Origin of the sequence: Marivibrio halodurans (assembly GCF_017963645.1) — a bacterium.
GTDB classification, from domain to species: domain Bacteria; phylum Pseudomonadota; class Alphaproteobacteria; order UBA8366; family Aestuariispiraceae; genus Marivibrio; species Marivibrio halodurans.
In genome coordinates, this window is record NZ_JAGMWN010000004.1 from 240,631 (window position 1) to 258,469 (window position 17,839).

The window sequence follows — 17,839 nt, forward strand, 5'->3', positions numbered from 1 at the left end:
TTAAGTAAGCATAAGGTAAGCAACGAAGATCTGCGGAACGGCGTCCAGCGACGAATGGGGACACGTACTTTCAATTGCGGCACGAGCTTCGGATCGGCTGTGTAGCAGCGGTGACTCTGCCGTAGCTGTTCTCCAAAGCAGCCTGTGCTACGGTGCTGGTCGTCGGCAATCATGACCATCGAACGCCGTAGCTGTTCTCCAAAGCAGCCGTAGCTGTTCTCCAAAGCAGCCTGTGCTACGGTAAGCGACTGGAAATGGACGCCGGTCGGATGCCGTAGCTGTTCTCCAAAGCAGCCTGTGCTACGGTCAGCCGGCCCGCGTCGCGGCCGCGCCGCTCGCCGTAGCTGTTCTCCAAAGCAGCCTGTGCTACGGTGTTCGCCCGCGATGTCAACGCCTGCGACAAGCCGTAGCTGTTCTCCAAAGCAGCCTGTGCTACGGTAGTGATACACAAACAGACGGAGACATCTTAGCCGTAGCTGTTCTCCAAAGCAGCCTGTGCTACGGTGCGGCACATATACATCCGCGCGCGGCAGAAGCCGTAGCTGTTCTCCAAAGCAGCCTGTGCTACGGTCCGAAGCGGATCAGTTCCAGCCGGTCGACCGCCGTAGCTGTTCTCCAAAGCAGCCTGTGCTACGGTGTCGCCCGCGCGCAGCCGCGCGTCGCGGCTGCCGTAGCTGTTCTCCAAAGCAGCCTGTGCTACGGTAACGTCCGTGGATGGGGTGCTCCCCGGGAGGCCGTAGCTGTTCTCCAAAGCAGCCTGTGCTACGGTCAGGCTGGACTTCGACAGCGAGACCTTCGTGCCGTAGCTGTTCTCCAAAGCAGCCTGTGCTACGGTGAATGACCTATCAATCGTCCCCCGCTCTGCGCCGTAGCTGTTCTCCAAAGCAGCCTGTGCTACGGTCGCGTAGGCGCGCACTTCCTTGTCGTTCGCGCCGTAGCTGTTCTCCAAAGCAGCCTGTGCTACGGTCGGTTCCGATGCGCGGGCTTTCCGACGAGTGCCGTAGCTGTTCTCCAAAGCAGCCTGTGCTACGGTAGGTTTCTGGCAAGGCGTTGATCGGGCGTTGTTTTCTGCCCGGGTCGTTGATGAATAGCCGGGTCGGCGGCGCTACAAAAGCGTGAGCTGGTCCGGTTTTTCTTCCGTTTCGGCCCGGTAAGCGCCTTCATAATTGCGGGTCTGCCCATACTGTTTATCCGTGATGAAATAGATAGACACCGATCCCAGGCTGGGGACGGCGGTGCCCACGCGCTCGGCCGCGGCCTCGGCCTGATCGCGGGTCGGATGATAGCGATGATAGACCGACCACTGCTTCATGGTGAAGCCCTGGTCGAGCAGGAATTTGCGAAAGCGCGTCGCGTTGCGCCGCTCCGCCTTGCTGCCCACCGGCAGGTCGAAACAGACGATCGTCCACATGGCCCGATACCCCGAGGTCAGTAGGTCCGCCGCGACGGTTCCGCCACCGAACTGCTTGCGGATCACGCGGCGCAGGTCCTCACGCATCCGCCCCGCCTCCGCCGGGCGCGTCGCCGCTGAAATCAAAGGCGCCATGGCGCGCCGCGCGCCAACTGCGGGGACGCCACAGCCGTTTCCCTTCGCCCTGAAAGACGGCGCAGAGCGACGCGCACAGACGTTCCATCGCGCGGGTCGCGGGAATGAGACCCTCATCCGCCTCGAGCGGCAGGTCTACGACGCTGGCAAGCGTCGCCTTCGCCTCCGGCGTCAGCGCCTCGCCGAAGCGTTCCGGCGCGTCGGCGACGGTGCGGTCGACCAACGGCCGGAACGGTTCCATCAGGTCGTCCACAAGTTGGAAGGGATTGAGCCGCGAACGATGATGCAGGCCAAGCGCCGGCGACAGGCCGGAGGCAACGACCTGACGGCTCATCGCCGCGCGGAGCACCGCATAGCCGTAGTTGAGGGCGGCGTTCGGCCCCTCCGCCTCGCGGTCACGGCGGAAGTCGGCCCCCATCAGCCGTGGCCAATAAAGCCGCGCGGCCTGTGCCTCGATATTCTGCGGGTCGCCGCTGCGTACGCTCTGGGCGAGCTTGGCGAGGCGCGCTGCGTCCGCTCCGACACCCCCACCCAACGCCCCCGCCTGGGCGCGGACTTTCTCGCGGACCAACTCCGCCCACAGGCGCTTGCGCATCGGTAGGCTGGCCGCCGCCTGGGCGTGCAGGCGCCCGGCATGCTCGAAATGTCCCGCCACCGGCAATAGGACCGACGAGGCGGCGTGATTGGCCCCGCACAGCACCACCGGGGCCCCGGCCGTGGCCAGCGCGTCGGCGAGGTTGAGCGTCAGCATGGTCCCACGCCCATGGACCAGCAAGGCCGCCACATCGCGGATTGGGATGCGCGCGATCTCCGCCCCGTCGGTGGAGACTTTCACGGCCTCACGCTCCAGCGAAAGGGTGCGGCCCGGCTGCGCGATATCGAGGATGCGCCACATCGGGTTTCTCCGCTGCGGCTCAGTTCAACGCGGGCGAGCGCCAGCGCACCCGTCCGGTGGTGTCGAGAACCACCTGCGCCGGCTTGCGCGCGCGCAGGGCCTTCAGGCTGGCGATCCGGGTCCGCACGCCCGGCGGTGTCTGCTTCACCGGCCGCGCTTCCTCGACCGGCAGGAATTCCAGATCCCCGTCGGAGAGCGAGACAAGCCGGTAGAGACGACGGCGGGCCTCGGTCCCGTCGCCGTCCAGCATCTCGACCAGATCGTCGGCATGAAGGCGCATCAGCGGCGTCTCCCCCGGCCTCGGCTCCAGGCCGCCCGGCTGGTTGGCGTCGAGGCGCGCGAGCACCCGCATGGCGACCGCGCCATCCGTGTCCCGTACAATGTCGAGACAGTGGTTGCTGCCGTCCGTCTTGGTCGGAGCCAGCAGCAGCGGGCGAGCGTCGGGCGTTGGGCCGGGCTTCAGGATGCGGGCCGCCATCACGGAGACTTTGGTGTAGCGGCGCCGGCGGCTCTTTTCGGCCTCTTCCTCGATTGCCCATTTCAGCCGCTCGCGTTCTGATTTGCCGACGCTCTCCGGCACGCTCTCGGCGCGTGCAAGGATGGCCTCGCGTAACCCCGCGAGGTCGCGGTGCAGATTGGCGAGGCTCGCCAGCGGATCATCGCCGCCCCACCAGCGCGGTGCGCCGATCTCGACGGCGGCGCGCAGGATCGCCTTGGCCCGCCCCATGTCGTCGAGCCCAGCCAAGGCCTTGGCCGGGTCGGTCGCGGCGGCCAGGTCGCTTATGCTCTTGTGCTGGGTGACGACGAAAATGTTCGGATCGCCGGGATCGCGGCAGATCGCCCCGTAGTTGGAGGCCGCGTGCAACTTGCCGCGGGGATTATGGTCCGGCTTTCGCAGCACGCGGGAGGCGGGGCGTGCGTCGCCGCCATAGCGCGCCGGATCATTCGTCAGCAGCGCTTTCACCGCCGCGCGGAAGTCCGAGTGCCAGGGCAGGCCCGCGCCTTGGAACTCATCCAAGTAGGCCTCGATCACCTCCTTCAATTCAGCGTGGTCGGGTGCACGGTCGAAGCGGCCCGCGATCGTGTGGATGCGCTGGACGTCCCAGCGCGTGGTACAGCCGGCGACGACGGCGTCCAGCAGATGGTGGCGATGGTCGAAGCGCAGCTTCTTCTCGCGCTCGCGCCGATGCGCGATCTGATCGGCGACCGTTGGCGCGGCTTCTTCGACGGGGGCGCCCGGCGCGGGATCCGCAGGTAAGGCGCCGTCCTCCGTCATGACCTCCCGAATCAGTCCGTCCAGGCCCCAATGGCGGCGCAACAGCGCGGTCAGCCGGCCGTTGACGCAGACGACGCCGTTGGGGTCGGCGCAGACCGTCGTCAGGTAGCGGCGTGCCACCTTGCCGATATAACGGGTGTCGACCAGGAAGCGTTCTCGGAAGTCGGCGCGATCCTTGAAGCGATCCATCGCGTCGGGCTGGAAGCGCCAGAAGACGCCTGGACCGCGGGCTTTCGCCTGCTCCAGGATTTGCGCGTAGTCATGTCCCAGATACCCGCCGGAGAAGGCGCTGTACGGCGTGCGCTTTCCCTTGTGGTCGTTCGCCCGTCTGGTGGAAAGCGCGAGGTTGGCGAGCCCGTCGTCGAGCGTGTCGGCCCGCGGCAGGATGTGGTCGATCGCGGTCGTGCCGTCGAACAGTTGGGCGACCGACAACTCCTGTCCGGTGTAAAGGCAGCGTCCGTTCTGCAGCCGATGCAGCTTGATCTTTAGCCGGTCGTCGCGGCTGAGCCGGCGCTTGGGCTGGGCCGCGCCCTCCAAAAGGCGAAGGATATAGGCGTCGTTCTTGCGCGCGTTGGCGGCGGCGCGGCGCTCGTCCTCCTCGCGCTCGTCGGCACTCTTGTTCAGATCGCGCGCCAGTTCGATGCAGATACGCGTTGGCTTGCCGTAACGCTTCAGGAAAGCGTTGCCCATCCGGCGCAGCCGGTTCAGCGCCTGATGGACGACAGGGTTCGGGATGCGCCCGAATTGCATCTCCAGCGGATCGTGGCCCTTGTACGTCGCGCCGACGCATGAGTCCGTCAGGACAGTCCCGTAGTAGGGCAGTCGGTCGAAGCGAGGGATGTCGAGGCTCGGGTCCTTCAGATTCGCGCGCCGGGTCGCCTCGTAGGCGCTGATGACGTCGGCCTTGAGCTGTTCGAGGATCAGGCGCGTCGCCGTCGGGCCGGCGGCGCTGCGTCCAGCCGCGATCGGCGCATTGGCGACTGAGCGCGCCGCCTCCGAGGCGAGGTCGCGCGCGATGAGACCGGCGAGCACGCGCTCGAAATCCTCCTCCTCACGCAGCAGATCGGCGACGGCACCGCGCTCCTCCTCCGCCATGGTCTCCCACAGATTGAGCGCGTCGGCTTTCTTGAAGGCGGCGGCGATCTGGTGACCTTTGATCTTGGCGGCGGCTTTCCGGCCCGTCTCGGCGACGTCCAGGCTGGTCTGCCAAGCATCGCGACCGCGGCCCAAACCCAAGAGTGTGCGGACGGTTCCGCCCGAGATGTCGCGGCCCGCCAGGGCGGCTGCGACGACAGTGTCCCGCTCCGCCAAATTAAGCGGCCGGGCCGCGCCGGTGAGTGGATCGATCAGACGCAGATTGTTCACCTCCTCGTAGATCCGCTTGGTTTGGAATAGGTCGGAGCCTATGGGCAGGCGATCCTCGATCGCGCCGTCGGGCCCCGGCTTACGAAACCGGCACTTGCCGACCGCCGGCCGCTTCCCCTTCGCTTCATGGAAGACCGCCGCTCGTAGATCCTCGACGACATCCGGCGTCAGGATCGCGCGGCGAGCCGGCGCTGCGACCTGCGTCGCGAGAAGGGCGTCGAACTCCGCTTCCACCATTTGGCGGGTGAAGACGGGGGCGTCGGGACGGTCCTTGCGCAGTCGCGTCGGCTTGCCGGCCTCCGCGTCGCGCTGGAGCAGCTCCGCCGGATGGGCGGGGCGGCTCATGCCGTGCTCATCCCCCAATGCCCGCAATAGATCGGTCGTCCGTTGCGCGCGGCCTTGGGCTTCCGCCGCTTCCTTCCGGGCGGCCTTGTCCTCGGCCGAAGCGCTATCCTTACCGCCCATCGCGCGGGTCAGGCGCTGGCCGCGGTTCTTGGCGATATGCAGGATCGCGCGGGCGAGATCGACGGGCGCCAGCGGCTCGCGCAGTCCGCGCGCTCTGAGCACGACGCGGCTCGTCTCCGCGCCGCGCTCCTCCCCAGGCACTTTGGGAGTTGGAGCGTCGAAGCCTTCCGGCAAATCGAGCAACGCCGCGAGCCGCCCCTTGAGCATACGCAATCGCGCGCTGCGTCGCTGGGTCTGCGTGCGCATGGATTGATGCCCGCGCCGCTCCGCCGCGCCGGCCGAGGCGGGGAAGATCTCCGCCGCCCCATCCAGCAGGCCGATCGGGGCCCCCCGCGCATCCAACTCGACCACCGCCAGCGATAGACTGCCGACGCCGACGTCTATACCCCACCCGATATCGCCCATGACATCCTCCATGCATTGTTTGGTTGCATTTTGCGTTGTGCCGGGCGTATGCTGCAACCAGCTGCTTTGGAGAACAGCTACGGTAAAGGATCGTAAGATCCTGCAAGATGTGGAGAGGGCTTCCGGTTCGGCCGAGCCCTCTCTTTCTTTTTGCCGGCGACCTGGGGGAACCTAAGCCTGCGCAACGCGATGCGATGTCTGCTCTGTGAAGCCTGTTAGGCAGGGAGGAGCGGGCGTGGAGGCCGCCGCGGCCTTCGACCATGAAGCGCTCAGTCACTTCCGGACGGTTTTGGGAGCAGATCAGCCAGCATCGATCCCGACGGCTCGATGTCGAGGTTCAATCGTTACACCCCTTTTCCGCAACGGAATAATCTCCAGAGAAAAGAGCGTCCTCGATCCGCTCGAGACTTTCAAAATTTTCGAAATCCAGCCTGTCGATATCCAGTCGAATACCGAGGCTTTCCTCCGCATAAGTGATGATCAGGATAATCGTGAAACTGTCGATTTCGAGGGAATCCTCGGGCGCGTCGATCACGATGCGATTCTGATCCTCGATAAGCGCCTTCACGCGCGCCATCGCAGTTCGGCGGTCAATGGTGGGGAGGGCGTCGGAGCGGCTATCGACCATGACCGTCTCTACATCGTCGAAGGTTGGGTGGATGGCACGATCCGCACGCGCAGGAAGGCCGCGTCGAAGGTGACGTGGCCATCGACGGCGAGCGCCTCCAATTCGGCGCGCAAGCTTGCCTCGAAGGCGTCGAGGTCGGGCACCGTGGCGACCACCGGCATAGAGCGTGCGCGCCACCAGCTCATATGCTCATCGATCGGGGCGGAAATCTCCTCCCGCTGCTCCTCGACCGTCACGTAAAAACCGTCGAAGGCCGTCTCGAAGATCGTCTTCAACTGCTCGGCCCTCAGTCTCTGGACGACGCCGGCGGCCCGGATGATCTGCGCGAATCCCACATGCTTGCGCATCGCGGCGAGGACCGCGCGCTTGAACACGAACCCGTCTTCATTGGCGATCAGGAACAGATCCGCCATGCCGTCCGGACGCATGACCCGCCGAACCTCGGCAGCGGCCGCGGGCATATCCTGAACCCAATGCATCGCCAGCGTCGAGATGACGCGGTCCACCGAGCGTTCAGGCAACGGAATGGCTTCCGCTTCGCCGGAAACGAACCGGAAGCGCGACATGCCCTTGTACTTGGTCCGCGCCCGGGCAAGCATCCCCGCCGCCGGATCGACACCGATCCCCACCATGTCTTCCGGTTCGAACCGCGCGCCGATCACGTCGAACCCGAATCCGGTGCCGCAGCCCAGATCCAGCACGAAACGATCCTCCTGCCGGAAGGTCAGGGTCTCCAGAAACCGCCTGGACGCCTCGCCGTAAAGCGACGACAGATTATCCGGATCGTCGTAGGTTTCGCTGCCCCGGTCCGAATAGGCGACGATGGCCGTTTGATCCGGCGGCCCGAAATAGATCGGAAGCTTTCCCGCGATCGGGCCCGAGGTTTCCGCTACGATCTCCACGGCTCTTCATCCGACTCCCTGGTCCACGGCGAAACGATCCTATGGCGCGCCCATCACCGCCGGATGATAGAGATCCGAGGTGGCGCCGGAAACCGCCTCCGTTTCAGTTGGCGCGCGGCGCGTCGCAGACGCGCAGCACCACGTCCGCGACCCGGTCTATCTGGGCGGTCGTGAAGTCCGGGTGAATGGGCAGGCAAATCACTCGATCGGCCGCGCCCCGGCTCACCGGAAAAGCGGCTTGGTCGGCATCCGGGTCTATCTCGTGCAGGGGCGGCGCGAAATAAGCGCGCAGCCCGATCCCCTCGCGCCGGGCGCTTTCGACGACATCATCCCGGGCCACGCCGTCGGGCACCGCGATGGCGACATAGGCATCGGACCCGCTGCCCCGCGCGGACGCCGGCAGAAACCAGCAGGCCGGAAGCCGCGCGCGATAGCGCGCCATCACGGCCCGGCGCCGCTCGTGGAGCGTGTCGTATTCGTCCAGCAGGGCGAGGCCGAAGGCGGCATGGATTTCGCTCATCTTCCCGTTCAGTCCCAAAGGCCGGCGCGCCGTCCCTCCGCGCCTGGGGTCGAGCCCGAAATTCGCCAACCGGCGCGCCTCCTCGAGCGCGCCCTGGTCGTGCACCAGCAAGGCTCCGCCTTCCACGGTATGAAATGGCTTCGTCGCATGCAGGCTGATCGCGGCCGCGTCGCCGTAGGCGGCGACGGCCTTCCCCTGAAACCGGGCGCCGAATGCATGGGCGGCATCGTAGATGAGCGGCTTGCGATAGCGCGCGGCGAGGTCCCGCAGCGCCGCGACATCGCAGGCGCCGCCATAGGTGTGCACGGGGACGAGCGCGCGGGCGCCGTCCGCGAGGGCCGCCTCGGATGCGATCGGGCACAAGGTCAAGCACGCCGGCTCGACATCGCAGAACCGCGCCGATGCGCCGGCCCAGTCCAGCGCGCCCGCGGTCGCCGCGAAAGTAAAGGATGGCACGACGGTCGGACCGGACACGCCGAACACGCGGAGCGCGATCATCAACGCCGTCGTGCCGCTGGCGCAGGACAACACGTAGGGGACGTCGAGCCGCTCGGCCAGGCGTTCCTCCAACCGGGAGGCCAGCGGTCCGAAATTGCTGAGGCGCCCGCTATCGAGGGCGCGGTCGAGATAGGCCGCGAGGCCCCGCCGATCGGGGATGACCGGCGCGCCGACCGTCAGGGCCGGCCCATCGCCGCGCGCTCGCGCCAATGCCAGCGGGTCGGTCACGATCCACGGTCCATCGGATCGGCACGCAGCAGCTTGCGCAGATAGGCCCCATAGGGCGAGGCCGCCAAGCGATCGGCGAGCTCGGCGAAGGCCGCATCGTCGATCCAGCCGTTCCGCCAGGCGATCTCTTCGGGCGCGCAGATCAGCAGGCCCTGCCGATCCTCGATCGTGCGCACGAACTCGGACGCCTCCGAGATCGACGCCGGCGTCCCCATATCCAGCCACGCCACGCCGCGTCCGAAGCATTCGACGTCCAACCGCCCCTCGTCGAGGTAGCCGCGCGCCAGATCGGTGATCTCCAGTTCGCCGCGCGCGGATGGGGTCAACGCCGCCGCGCGCGCCGGGGCATCCGGATCGAAGAGATAAAGGCCGATCGCGGCCAGGTTGGAACGCGGCGCCGCCGGCTTCTCCTCGAACGCGCGAACCCGACCGGCGCCGTCCAGCGAGACAACGCCGAACCGTTCGGGATCGCGGACCGGATAGGCGAAGAGGCACGCGCCCTCGCACGCGGCCGAACGCGTGCGCAGAACACGGGGCAGCCCCTCCGCATAGAGAAGGTTGTCGCCCAGCATCAGCATGCTCGGCGCCCCATCGAGGAAGTCTTCGGCCAGGATCATCGCCTCCGCGATTCCGCGCGGCTCCGGCTGGGCCTTGTACGCGATGCGGACGCCCAACGATCCTCCGTCGCCCAAGAGGTCCCGAAAGAGAGGCAGTGCCCGCGGGGTCGAGATGATCAGGATTTCCCGAATGCCGGCCAGCATCAGAACGGAAAGCGGGTAATAGATCATCGGCTTATTGTGAACCGGCAGCAGGTGTTTGTTGACGACGGCGGTCGCGGGAAGAAGACGCGTGCCGAGACCACCGGCGAGAAGGACGCCGCGCCTCATGGCGCGGTCCCGCGAAGGCGGCGCGCATCGCGCGCGGCCGGGCCGACCTGCCGGGCCGCCGCGATGCGCCGCCAATCCGGATTGGCGACGTACCAGTCGACGGTCTCCGCCAGCGCGGCCGCGAAGTCCGCCCGCGCCGACCACCCGAGCCGCCGACGCGTATCGGAGTCGTCCAGCGCATAGCACGGATCGTGGCCGGCCCTGTCCGCGACGTGCCGGATTTGATCGCGATAGGGTCGGCCGTCCGGGCGCGGGGACGTCGCGTCGAGATGGTCGCAAATCATGCGGACGACGCTCAGATTGTCGAGCGTATTGCCGCCGGCGAACAGATACCGGTCGCCCGGCCGGCCGCGCCCCGCCACCGCCAGGAGCCCGGCGCAGTGATCGGCGACATGCAGCCAATCGCGGCGCTGGCCGCCGTCGCCATAGATCGGGATGCGCTCTCCGTCCAGCGCGCGGGCGACGACGAGCGGAATCAGCTTCTCGGGGAACTGGCGCGGTCCGAAATTGTTCGTGCAGTAGGTGATCGCGACCGGCAGCCCATGGGTGCGGTGCATCGACAGGACGGCCAGATCCGCCCCGGCCTTCGATGCCGCATAGGGCGAGGTCGGACGATAGGCCGCCTCCGTGTCCGCCGGCTCTTCCGGCGATCGGGGGCCGAACACCTCGTCCGTGGACACCTGGATGAAGAGCGATGCGCGCGTCGGCCCGCCCGCCGCCGCCAGATGGGACCGGAAGGCTTCAAGCAACGTGGCGCAACCCGTGACATTGACGTCGAAGAAAGGCGTACCGTCCCGGTTCGAGTGATCGACATGGGTCTGAGCCGCCAGGTTCAGCACGATGTCCGGCCGGCGGCGATCGAGGATCCGGCGCATCGCCGCCCCGTCGCGGATGTCGGCCTCTTCGAAATCGAAGCGCTCGCGCCCGGCCAGGTCCACCAGATTCTCGCGCAGCCCCGAATAGGCGAAGGAATCGATGCCCACGACCCGGAACCCCTGGTCGATCGCGGCGTGAGCAAGGTGGCAGCCGACGAACCCCGCGACCCCGGTCACCATTAGGTTGGTACGCATCGCTTCCGGTGTTCCAGCCAAACTCTAAAACCTCGACGGCGCCGCCGCGCCCGCGAGACCGATGCCCCGCGTCCCACTCTAGCGGATTGGACGACCGCGTAAACGAGGAAGGACGGGGGCACCCGTCTCAAGGGGCCCGGTCGGCCGCGGCATCCCCCGGCGACCCGGCTTCGAGAACCCGGCGCGCCGGATTGCCGACCAGGGTCACGCGATCCCCAACGGACTCGTGCACCAGGGCTCCGCCCGCTACCCGGACGTCCCGACCCAGCGTCCGGCACGGCTGGACCACGCTGCCGGCACCGAATGCGCAGCGGGCGCCCGTGGTGACGTTGCCCGCCAGATGCACGCCCGGGCCGAACAGGTTGGCCACGCCGATCCGGCAGTCGTGGCCGATGCTGCAGTGATTGTTGATCATGGTGAAGTCGCCGACCGTCGCATTCGGGAACACGACGCTGTAGGCGCTGAGAAAGACCCCTTCGCCCAGCGTCGCCGTCCGCGCCACGCGCGCCGTGGGGTGAACGAGGCTGAAGAGCGTGGCGCCGCTTCGGCGCAGCGCCTCGCCCCAGGACTCGCGCTCCGACGGACTGCCGAATGCCAGCAGAAAACGCGCCCGCGCGCGCCAATCCGACGCCAATGCCTGCGCGAAGGGCCCGAGAACGGGCACGCCGTCGATCCGGGCGCCTTCCGCCTTCGTGTCGTCCAGGAACCCGAGGACGGCGACGTCGGCATCGCGCAGCAAATCCAGGGCAACGCGGCCCTGATTCCCGGCGCCGAGCAGGATGACCGCGCGCGCCGTCATTCGGTGAACACCGTGGTCCGATGGGCGTCGAACAGACCGCTCAGGGAACGGCGCTTGATCTTGCCGGTGGAGGTCTTCGGGACCACCTCGCCGCGCATGATGATCTTCGGGCGACGATGCGCGGGGAACACGGCGCGAAGCCGGTGCATGGCCTCCGCGTCGTCCGGCGTGCGCTCGTTGGGCACCAGATAGAGGCCGATCTCCTCGCCCGCCGCATCGTTCGGGAACGCGACGGCGACCGCGTCCTCGAACCCCGGCTCATCCGCGAGGCGTTGATCGATATCGATCAGCGAGATCGATTCCCCGTAGCGTTTCGCCATCTCCTTCAACCGGCCGACCAGATAGAAATACTTCCTGTCCCGGAGCCACTGATAATATCCCAAGTCGCCCGAGTGCAGCCAATCGGCGCGAAACACCTCGGCCGTCCCTTCGGGAAAGTTGTGATAACCTTCTGCGACCGCCCAGCCGCGCATGACGACTTCGCCGGTCTCGCCTTCCTCGGCAAGGGTGCCGTCGGCCCGCAGGATGGCCAGATCCATGCCGAATACCGGCGTGCCGGCGCTCGTTCGCTCACGCCCGAACATGACCTGATCGTAGTCCGCGTCGCTCAGGTCGGTCTCTTGCGTAAGATCGAAGTTCGTTGCCTCCGACATGCCGTAGACCTGGACGACCCGATAGCCCGTCTGTTCGATGAAGCGTCGCACGAGCCGCTGCGACAACGGAGCCGCCCCGCTGGTCGCGTATCTGACCGATGGCGGCGGATCCTTCAGCGGGCGTCGGAGGGACCGGGTCAGCACTTCGAGCACGCTCGGCACGCAGCTCAGATGGGTCACCTGCTCGTCACGCACGATCCGCCAGTAACCCAACGGGTAGAGCGTGCGATTGAGAACCAGCCTGGCACCCGCGTACAAGCAACCGATGAAGGAGTATCCGAAGCCGTTTACGTGGAACACGGGCAGCACGCACATCTGGACGTGGCCATCGTCCATCGCGTGGAGGCGACGAGAGGCCTCGGCGTTGATCAGCCAGTTGCCTTGGGTTTGCCGCACGCCCTTGGAACGGCCGGTCGTCCCGGACGTGTAGATGATCGTCGCCAGGCCGCGTCGGTCCGCCGCCGGCAGGTCGGCGGCCCAGGCCTCGATGCTCTCCCGGCTGTCATCCGACGCCCACAATGACGGGCCGAGCGCCTCGCAGGCCAACGAGGCGGCCTCGGAAGGCAGCGAAAAGCCGGGGTCGTGAAGAATCACGGTGGGCGCGACGTCGTCGATCACGAAGCGGATGAACTCCGCGTTCTCGGCCGGATTGATCGGCACGATCGCGGCGTCGAGATAGAGCGTGGCGGCATAGACCAGAAGCGTCTCCGGGCGGTTCCCGCCGATGACCGGAACCGTGGAGCCCGCGGCGACGCCGTATCGGTCGGCCAGCCGTTTCGCCACATGCCGCACGGCACGGCTGAACGCACCGAAGGTCAGGTCGCGCTTGAGGTCGGCCTGTTCGTAGTAGCGCAGATAGGGCGCTTCGCTGTCGAGGTGGGACTCGATGATCGCGCGGAAGGTTCCGTGCAGCAGATGTTCGTCGAATTCTTCGACACCGTCGTGGGTCCGCAGGAGGGAGCGTGCCATGGAACCGACGACTACCCGGGGCGCCGCGACTCGAGAAAAGCCGCGATCCGGGAAAGGGACGAAAAATTCTCGGCCGTGATCTCGTCGTCGTCGATCTCGATCCCCCACGCCTCTTCGATGCAGGTGACGAGACTGATGAACTGGATGGAAGTCAGGAGGTCCGCCTCGAAGAGGTTCGCGTCCCAATCGGCACCGCGCAGCTTCGGGAAATGCGGGAAAACATGGGCCTCGAATTCTGCCTGCATCACGATGCTCACGACCGATTTGTGGGGCTATGCGCGCTTAATGGAGGGCGCGAACTATAGGGGGCGACGCGGATGCCCATCAAGGACCAAGTCGCTCACCCGAGATGGGGCGCCAAGGCACGGCTCCAGAAACCCGCCACCTTGGGGGGATGGAAGTGATGCGTGCGCTTGGTGCTGGTCGGGACGACGCGATAGAAGGGATTGTCGAGCCCCCCGCCGAAATCGGCCACCGTCTCGTTGATCGACACGAAGGGTAGACCACGGGCCTCCGCCACCGCCGCCATGCGCTCGCCGAGCGCCACGGTGAGCGCGAGGACGTCCGCGCCGTCGACCGAGGCCAACGCGTCCGCCGGGTTGTCGGGATCGTCGGGTCTGGTCCTGTAGTGCGGATGGATTGGGCAGGTCAGGACGACCCGCGGCGCCTTCGCCTGGATCTCGTCCAACAAGCGGTCCAGGTTCCGCGTCAGGGTGTCGAGAAAATGTTCGCGACCGATTCGAACTCGGTGCTTCAGGTTCCAGAAGATGGCGCGGCAATCGACCTCGCCGATGTGGAGCACCACGGTCGTGGACGCCGGAAACGCGTCGAGAGCCTCATGGAAGCGGGCCCGCGTGGGAACCGTGCGCGAGGGCGCGAACAGGCCGTAGAGATTCGCTTGGGAGACGGAGCACACGCCGGCGACCGTTTGCGGAACGAGCGCGTCGTAGACCAACCATTCGAAGTAGCGGGAGTGCGAATCGGACAGGATCAGAAGGGGCGGCGTTTGCGCGTGGGCGGCCGTCGATATCCGGTCCACATGGCGCGACAGGGTCGCCAGGAGGGCTTGCGCCGCGCCGGGATTGAAGCTGTAGCGTTCGATGGTCCGCGCCAGCTCGTACGCCTCGGAAAAAAGGTCCTTGCACCGATCCTCGCGCGCGAAATATTCCAGGTTGCTGCGCCGCCCCGGGCTCCAGCGGCCGCCGCGCCGGCTGTCGATGAAGAACTCGCCGTAGGCCTCCTTGCGCGCCGCCGCCCGCCGCTGGTCCCGCAGGAACAAGGTGCAGGCTTCGAGCTGTCGACCGTCCGCCGCCGTACCGGACGCCCGCGCGACCGCCGCCAGCGCGTCCAGTGCCGCGGACGCCCCGTCGAAGTCACCGTCGAATACCGACGCGATCAGGGTCGAACGATGTGCTTCGACCGTCCCCCCCTGCACCGCCCGCCTCTCCCCGGTCCGCTCCTGCCCGGTCGCCGCCAAGGTCTGATCGGGCCGCCGGCTGTCCGTCACGTGGCTTCTCCTCGGACTGCGAAGCGTATTATTCTGGGGCGCGCGGAGAACTCAAGGCGTCGATCTTCTTGTGTTCGAGACTGCCGGCTGCAATTTTGAAAATCAATGGGCCAACGGGAGTTCGGTTGCAATGGAAGCGGCGGAGGCCAGCCGATGCCGAAATACTATTCTTAACCTTTGCTCGACCGGGCAGGTGACACGGGCGCAGGCGGTACTGGGGCAGTTCGTGTTGACCGTGGCGAAGGCCAGGGGCGTCTCGTTGTCGCCCGAGACGCTGACGATCGAGCATATCTTCGGGCTCGACAACCTGACGCCGGACCGGCTCGAGGGTCTGTGGCAGTGGCTTTGGGACCTCTTGCCGGAGTTACCCGATGCGATGCGTCGAAAGCTGGTCGCGAACTTGGAGCCGGTGGCGATGTCGCCGGCATTGCCGTTGCATCTTTATCTGGACGTCTTCTGCGCGACGACCTTGCGCGAAAAGCCGGAAGCCGCAGCCGATCTGTTCGCGCGGATCGCGCGCGCCGAGACCTTCGCGGAAGGTCATGCGCTCTTCCAGCGGACCCTCATGACGGTCGAGCAGCGCATGGTCGGTGAAAAGGCGTGGATCTTCGCGTCCGTGCACGACTGCTACGATGCCCTGTTGGCGAAAGCATGGGCGGAAGGGGCGCCGAAACCCTTGGCGCGGCGCGACGCCGAGGTCCGCACCGGCGGTGAAATCGAACGGTGCGCCATCATCACCGACGCGGTGTCCGACGCGCGCGGCCACGGTCCGACGCGCATGGCGCTGAACTACGCCGCTCTCCTTCGCGCCGCCGGCGCGACCGTCCAGGTCTTCGAAACCGCGGATCGAAACCTCGCGGCCGACCAGGGCCGTTTCAACCCCGATCCGGTGCGTTCCGGTCCCTTCGACGCGGCGTTCCTTCCCCATGTCCGCACGTGGCGCCCCAGCCTCGAAAAGCCGCGACTGGACGTGCTGCGGGACACGGTGGAGGCGATCGGGGCCTTCGCGCCGGACGTGATCCTCAAGATCGGCGCGCCACGGTCGTTCGCGGCATCGCAGAAACAGTGGCCCGTGCCGGTCCATGCCGTCGCCACATCCTCCTACTGGCCCGGCGAGATGGGGTCGCGTACCATCCTGATCAAAGGGGCCGAGCAGGCTCGCGCCGGCTTCGACGGCCTGGACGCCTTGGCGAAGCGGCTTGTCGAGCACCATCATTTCATGCCGAAGCCGCGCCTTTCCCCGGCCGAGAGCCCGATCATGGAGCCGTTTCTCCGGGCGGGCGTTCCTGAGGGCAAGCGGATCCTGGGAACGGTCGGCTGGAACGCCGCCCATGCGATCGATCATGCGTTCGCCGCGATGATGCGCCGGGTTCTCGACGCCCATCCGGACTTCGTCTGGTGCGTCGTCACGCGCAGCATGCCGCCGGCCGCGATATCTCTCCGGGACGCGGGCCACCCAGTCTATCATGTCCCCCCCATCGAGCGGCTCAACCGGGCACTCTCCGGACTGTACGCGCTGGTCGTGCCGGATGCGTTGACGGGTGGGGCCGGGGGCCAGATGCGGGCCATCACGCACGGATGCCCGGTGGTCGCGCGGGCCACCCCGTTGAGCGACGGCGTCCGACTGTTTCTCGCCGATACGGCGTTCGACGGCGCGGAGGCCTACCGGCAGGGCCTTCTGGCCCTGATGGCGGACCGGCATGCGCGCGATGATCTCCTCGCCCGCCAGCGGGTCCGACTGGACGAGGCGCGGGCCGACGCGACGATCGACGAGCCCCGGAAACTGGCGCGGACCGGCCGGGGTTTCCTGGATCTGCTCGCCAAGGCCGGCGCCGCGAACCGAGCCGACGCGGCATGAAACGACCCTTCCTCGTCTTCGGGACAAGCGCGCTCAGCCGGTTGTTGCTGGAGCTGGCCGACCCTCGGGACCGGGCGCTGCTCGTGGGCTTCACCGTGGACCGCGCCTACATGATCGCTCGTGAATTCCGTGGCTATCCGGTGTACGCGTTCGAGGACATTCTAGGCCGGTTTCCGCCGGGCGCGTTCGATATCGTCGCGCCCTTGCGCTACGCCGCCATGAACCGGGAGCGCCAACGGATTTTCGAGCGCGTCATCGAGGCCGGATACGAGATGCCGGGATACGTTCACCCTTCGTCACGGGTCTCCGACCGCGCGCGGTTGGGCCGGAACGTGATCCTGTTCGAGGATAATATCGTTCGCGCCGGCGCGGTGCTGGACGACAACGCGTTTCTGTGGAACCGCGTTCTCGTCGATGAAGGCGCCGAGGTCGGGGCCCACTGCTTCCTGGCCGGCGGATCCGTCGTGGAGCGATCCGCCCGCGTCGGACGCAATAGTTTCATCGGCCCTAAGGGCGTGGTCGCCACCGCGCGGTCGGTCGGCGCCCACTGCCTGATCGGAAGCGGTGCCCTGATCGCGCGGGACTGCAGGGACGCGTCGGTTTACGGCCCGGCCGCCGCGCTCTACGGCGCGGATGGCCCGAATGGTCGGGACGGGGGCCGCACCGCGACCGTCTCGAAGGGATGAAGGTCCCGCTGGACGATCGCGCCGCACCCCACATGGGATCCGCGACACAGGGTCACGCCGCTGCGCAGGGTCGCGTTGGTGCCGACCGTCACCTCGGCGTGGATGGTCACCTGCCCGGCGACCAACGCCGATGTTTCCAGGTGGCAGTGGGCACCGACGCTCGAATGCTGACTGACGAAGGCATTGCCTTCGAGAACGGCGTTTCGACCGACCGTCACGAGCGGCTCGACATAGGCATCGGCAAGAATAATCGCGCTCGGATCGATCGTCGTGCCGCCAAGAACCCAGGCCGCGCTGTGGACGAACCCGCCCGCCCTCAGCCCGCGCGCGCGCAGCGCATGGAAGACGGTGCGCCGCCAGGTGGGGATCGGCACCCCGGCACGATCGTCCGATCCGATCAGGATGCGCGCGCCGCCGCCGCCCCAACGCGCGAGCGCCTCCGCCACGCCGAAGACGGGACGCCCGTGCAAGGACGGCTCCCCGGACGGTGTCGTGCCCGGCGCGGCCCAATCGAGCGGCGACGGTAACGCCACGAAACCGAGGACGCCGTCATCCCCGTGATCGTCCGCGAAGGAGTCGGCGATGACCCGGGCGAGGTACCCGGTTCCGACGATCACGGCCCTGCCCGGCGCCGTTGACTTGCCATCCGAGGGCGCGATACTCGAGCCGATCATGGCATTCG

The 17,839-nt window shown here is 67.1% G+C and carries 15 protein-coding genes and 1 CRISPR repeat array; of the genes, 2 read left to right on the forward strand and 13 right to left on the reverse strand.

Annotated features, from left to right (window positions below):
* Nucleotides 1-118 precede the first annotated feature (118 nt).
* Nucleotides 119-1,033: direct repeats of the CRISPR family, unit length 36 nt; unit sequence GCCGTAGCTGTTCTCCAAAGCAGCCTGTGCTACGGT.
* Between the two features lie 72 nt (nucleotides 1,034-1,105).
* From cas2 to KAJ83_RS10495, 12 genes are all read right to left on the reverse strand, one after another.
* Entirely contained in the window at nucleotides 1,106-1,498 is a 393-nt protein-coding gene (cas2, locus tag KAJ83_RS10440; protein WP_210682008.1) for a CRISPR-associated endonuclease Cas2, read from the reverse strand.
* Nucleotides 1,491-2,441, reverse strand: a complete 951-nt coding sequence (cas1, locus tag KAJ83_RS10445) for a type II CRISPR-associated endonuclease Cas1 (protein ID WP_210682009.1) — start codon at nucleotides 2,439-2,441, stop codon at nucleotides 1,491-1,493. Before cas1 ends, cas2 begins: the two co-directional genes overlap by 8 nt.
* A gap of 19 nt (nucleotides 2,442-2,460) precedes the next feature.
* Nucleotides 2,461-5,952 (reverse strand): type II CRISPR RNA-guided endonuclease Cas9, encoded by a 3,492-nt coding sequence (cas9, locus tag KAJ83_RS10450; protein WP_210682010.1) that lies wholly within the window; start codon nucleotides 5,950-5,952, stop codon nucleotides 2,461-2,463.
* Nucleotides 5,953-6,289: 337 nt separating this feature from the next.
* Nucleotides 6,290-6,580, reverse strand: coding sequence for a hypothetical protein (locus tag KAJ83_RS10455; protein ID WP_210682011.1), 291 nt, complete (start codon nucleotides 6,578-6,580; stop codon nucleotides 6,290-6,292).
* Between the two features lie 8 nt (nucleotides 6,581-6,588).
* Nucleotides 6,589-7,482 (reverse strand): class I SAM-dependent methyltransferase, encoded by an 894-nt coding sequence (locus tag KAJ83_RS10460; protein ID WP_210682012.1) that lies wholly within the window; start codon nucleotides 7,480-7,482, stop codon nucleotides 6,589-6,591.
* 103 nt (nucleotides 7,483-7,585) lie between these two features.
* Nucleotides 7,586-8,728 carry a DegT/DnrJ/EryC1/StrS aminotransferase family protein gene (locus tag KAJ83_RS10465; protein WP_210682013.1) on the reverse strand — a complete coding sequence of 381 codons (1,143 nt, stop codon included), beginning with the start codon at nucleotides 8,726-8,728 and terminating at the stop codon, nucleotides 7,586-7,588.
* Nucleotides 8,725-9,615 (reverse strand): glucose-1-phosphate thymidylyltransferase RfbA, encoded by an 891-nt coding sequence (gene rfbA / locus KAJ83_RS10470; protein ID WP_210682014.1) that lies wholly within the window; start codon nucleotides 9,613-9,615, stop codon nucleotides 8,725-8,727. Before rfbA ends, KAJ83_RS10465 begins: the two co-directional genes overlap by 4 nt.
* Nucleotides 9,612-10,685, reverse strand: a complete 1,074-nt coding sequence (locus tag KAJ83_RS10475) for a dTDP-glucose 4,6-dehydratase (RefSeq protein ID WP_210682015.1) — start codon at nucleotides 10,683-10,685, stop codon at nucleotides 9,612-9,614. Before KAJ83_RS10475 ends, rfbA begins: the two co-directional genes overlap by 4 nt.
* 127 nt (nucleotides 10,686-10,812) lie before the next feature.
* Nucleotides 10,813-11,484 carry a NeuD/PglB/VioB family sugar acetyltransferase gene (locus tag KAJ83_RS10480; RefSeq protein WP_210682016.1) on the reverse strand — a complete coding sequence of 224 codons (672 nt, stop codon included), beginning with the start codon at nucleotides 11,482-11,484 and terminating at the stop codon, nucleotides 10,813-10,815.
* Nucleotides 11,481-13,106 carry a class I adenylate-forming enzyme family protein gene (locus tag KAJ83_RS10485; protein ID WP_210682017.1) on the reverse strand — a complete coding sequence of 542 codons (1,626 nt, stop codon included), beginning with the start codon at nucleotides 13,104-13,106 and terminating at the stop codon, nucleotides 11,481-11,483. Before KAJ83_RS10485 ends, KAJ83_RS10480 begins: the two co-directional genes overlap by 4 nt.
* 11 nt (nucleotides 13,107-13,117) lie before the next feature.
* Nucleotides 13,118-13,351, reverse strand: coding sequence for an acyl carrier protein (locus KAJ83_RS10490; RefSeq protein WP_210682018.1), 234 nt, complete (start codon nucleotides 13,349-13,351; stop codon nucleotides 13,118-13,120).
* A 95-nt stretch (nucleotides 13,352-13,446) separates the two neighbouring features.
* The gene (locus tag KAJ83_RS10495) at nucleotides 13,447-14,613 is read right to left on the reverse strand and encodes an SGNH/GDSL hydrolase family protein (RefSeq protein ID WP_210682019.1); all 1,167 of its coding nucleotides are present in this window, start codon (nucleotides 14,611-14,613) and stop codon (nucleotides 13,447-13,449) included.
* Nucleotides 14,614-14,806: 193 nt separating this feature from the next.
* Between KAJ83_RS10495 and KAJ83_RS10500 the strand changes: the two genes are divergently transcribed.
* Together KAJ83_RS10500 and KAJ83_RS10505 are read left to right on the forward strand one after the other, a co-directional pair.
* The gene (locus KAJ83_RS10500; RefSeq protein WP_210682020.1) at nucleotides 14,807-16,471 is read left to right on the forward strand and encodes a glycosyltransferase family protein; all 1,665 of its coding nucleotides are present in this window, start codon (nucleotides 14,807-14,809) and stop codon (nucleotides 16,469-16,471) included.
* Complete coding sequence (locus KAJ83_RS10505; protein WP_210682021.1) at nucleotides 16,468-17,157, forward strand: LbetaH domain-containing protein; 690 nt, start codon at nucleotides 16,468-16,470, stop codon at nucleotides 17,155-17,157. The genes KAJ83_RS10500 and KAJ83_RS10505 overlap by 4 nt, the downstream gene beginning before the upstream one ends.
* On the opposite strand, the gene KAJ83_RS10510 is transcribed toward KAJ83_RS10505, so the two are convergent.
* Complete coding sequence (locus tag KAJ83_RS10510; protein WP_210682022.1) at nucleotides 17,094-17,831, reverse strand: LbetaH domain-containing protein; 738 nt, start codon at nucleotides 17,829-17,831, stop codon at nucleotides 17,094-17,096. The genes KAJ83_RS10505 and KAJ83_RS10510 overlap by 64 nt on opposite strands.
* Between the last annotated feature and the right edge of the window lie 8 nt (nucleotides 17,832-17,839).

Excerpts from the sequence above, each read along its gene's own strand:
- cas2 (WP_210682008.1), bottom strand. The coding sequence starts at position 1,498 with ATGCGTGAGGACCTGCGCCGCGTGATCCGCAAGCAGTTCGGTGGCGGA.
- cas1 (WP_210682009.1), bottom strand. The coding sequence starts at position 2,441 with ATGTGGCGCATCCTCGATATCGCGCAGCCGGGCCGCACCCTTTCGCTG.
- cas9 (WP_210682010.1), bottom strand. The coding sequence starts at position 5,952 with ATGGGCGATATCGGGTGGGGTATAGACGTCGGCGTCGGCAGTCTATCG.
- KAJ83_RS10455 (WP_210682011.1), bottom strand. The coding sequence starts at position 6,580 with ATGGTCGATAGCCGCTCCGACGCCCTCCCCACCATTGACCGCCGAACT.
- rfbA (WP_210682014.1), bottom strand. The coding sequence starts at position 9,615 with ATGAGGCGCGGCGTCCTTCTCGCCGGTGGTCTCGGCACGCGTCTTCTT.
- KAJ83_RS10475 (WP_210682015.1), bottom strand. The coding sequence starts at position 10,685 with ATGCGTACCAACCTAATGGTGACCGGGGTCGCGGGGTTCGTCGGCTGC.
- KAJ83_RS10480 (WP_210682016.1), bottom strand. The coding sequence starts at position 11,484 with ATGACGGCGCGCGCGGTCATCCTGCTCGGCGCCGGGAATCAGGGCCGC.
- KAJ83_RS10485 (WP_210682017.1), bottom strand. The coding sequence starts at position 13,106 with ATGGCACGCTCCCTCCTGCGGACCCACGACGGTGTCGAAGAATTCGAC.
- KAJ83_RS10490 (WP_210682018.1), bottom strand. The coding sequence starts at position 13,351 with ATGCAGGCAGAATTCGAGGCCCATGTTTTCCCGCATTTCCCGAAGCTG.
- KAJ83_RS10505 (WP_210682021.1), top strand. The coding sequence starts at position 16,468 with ATGAAACGACCCTTCCTCGTCTTCGGGACAAGCGCGCTCAGCCGGTTG.
- KAJ83_RS10510 (WP_210682022.1), bottom strand. The coding sequence starts at position 17,831 with ATGATCGGCTCGAGTATCGCGCCCTCGGATGGCAAGTCAACGGCGCCG.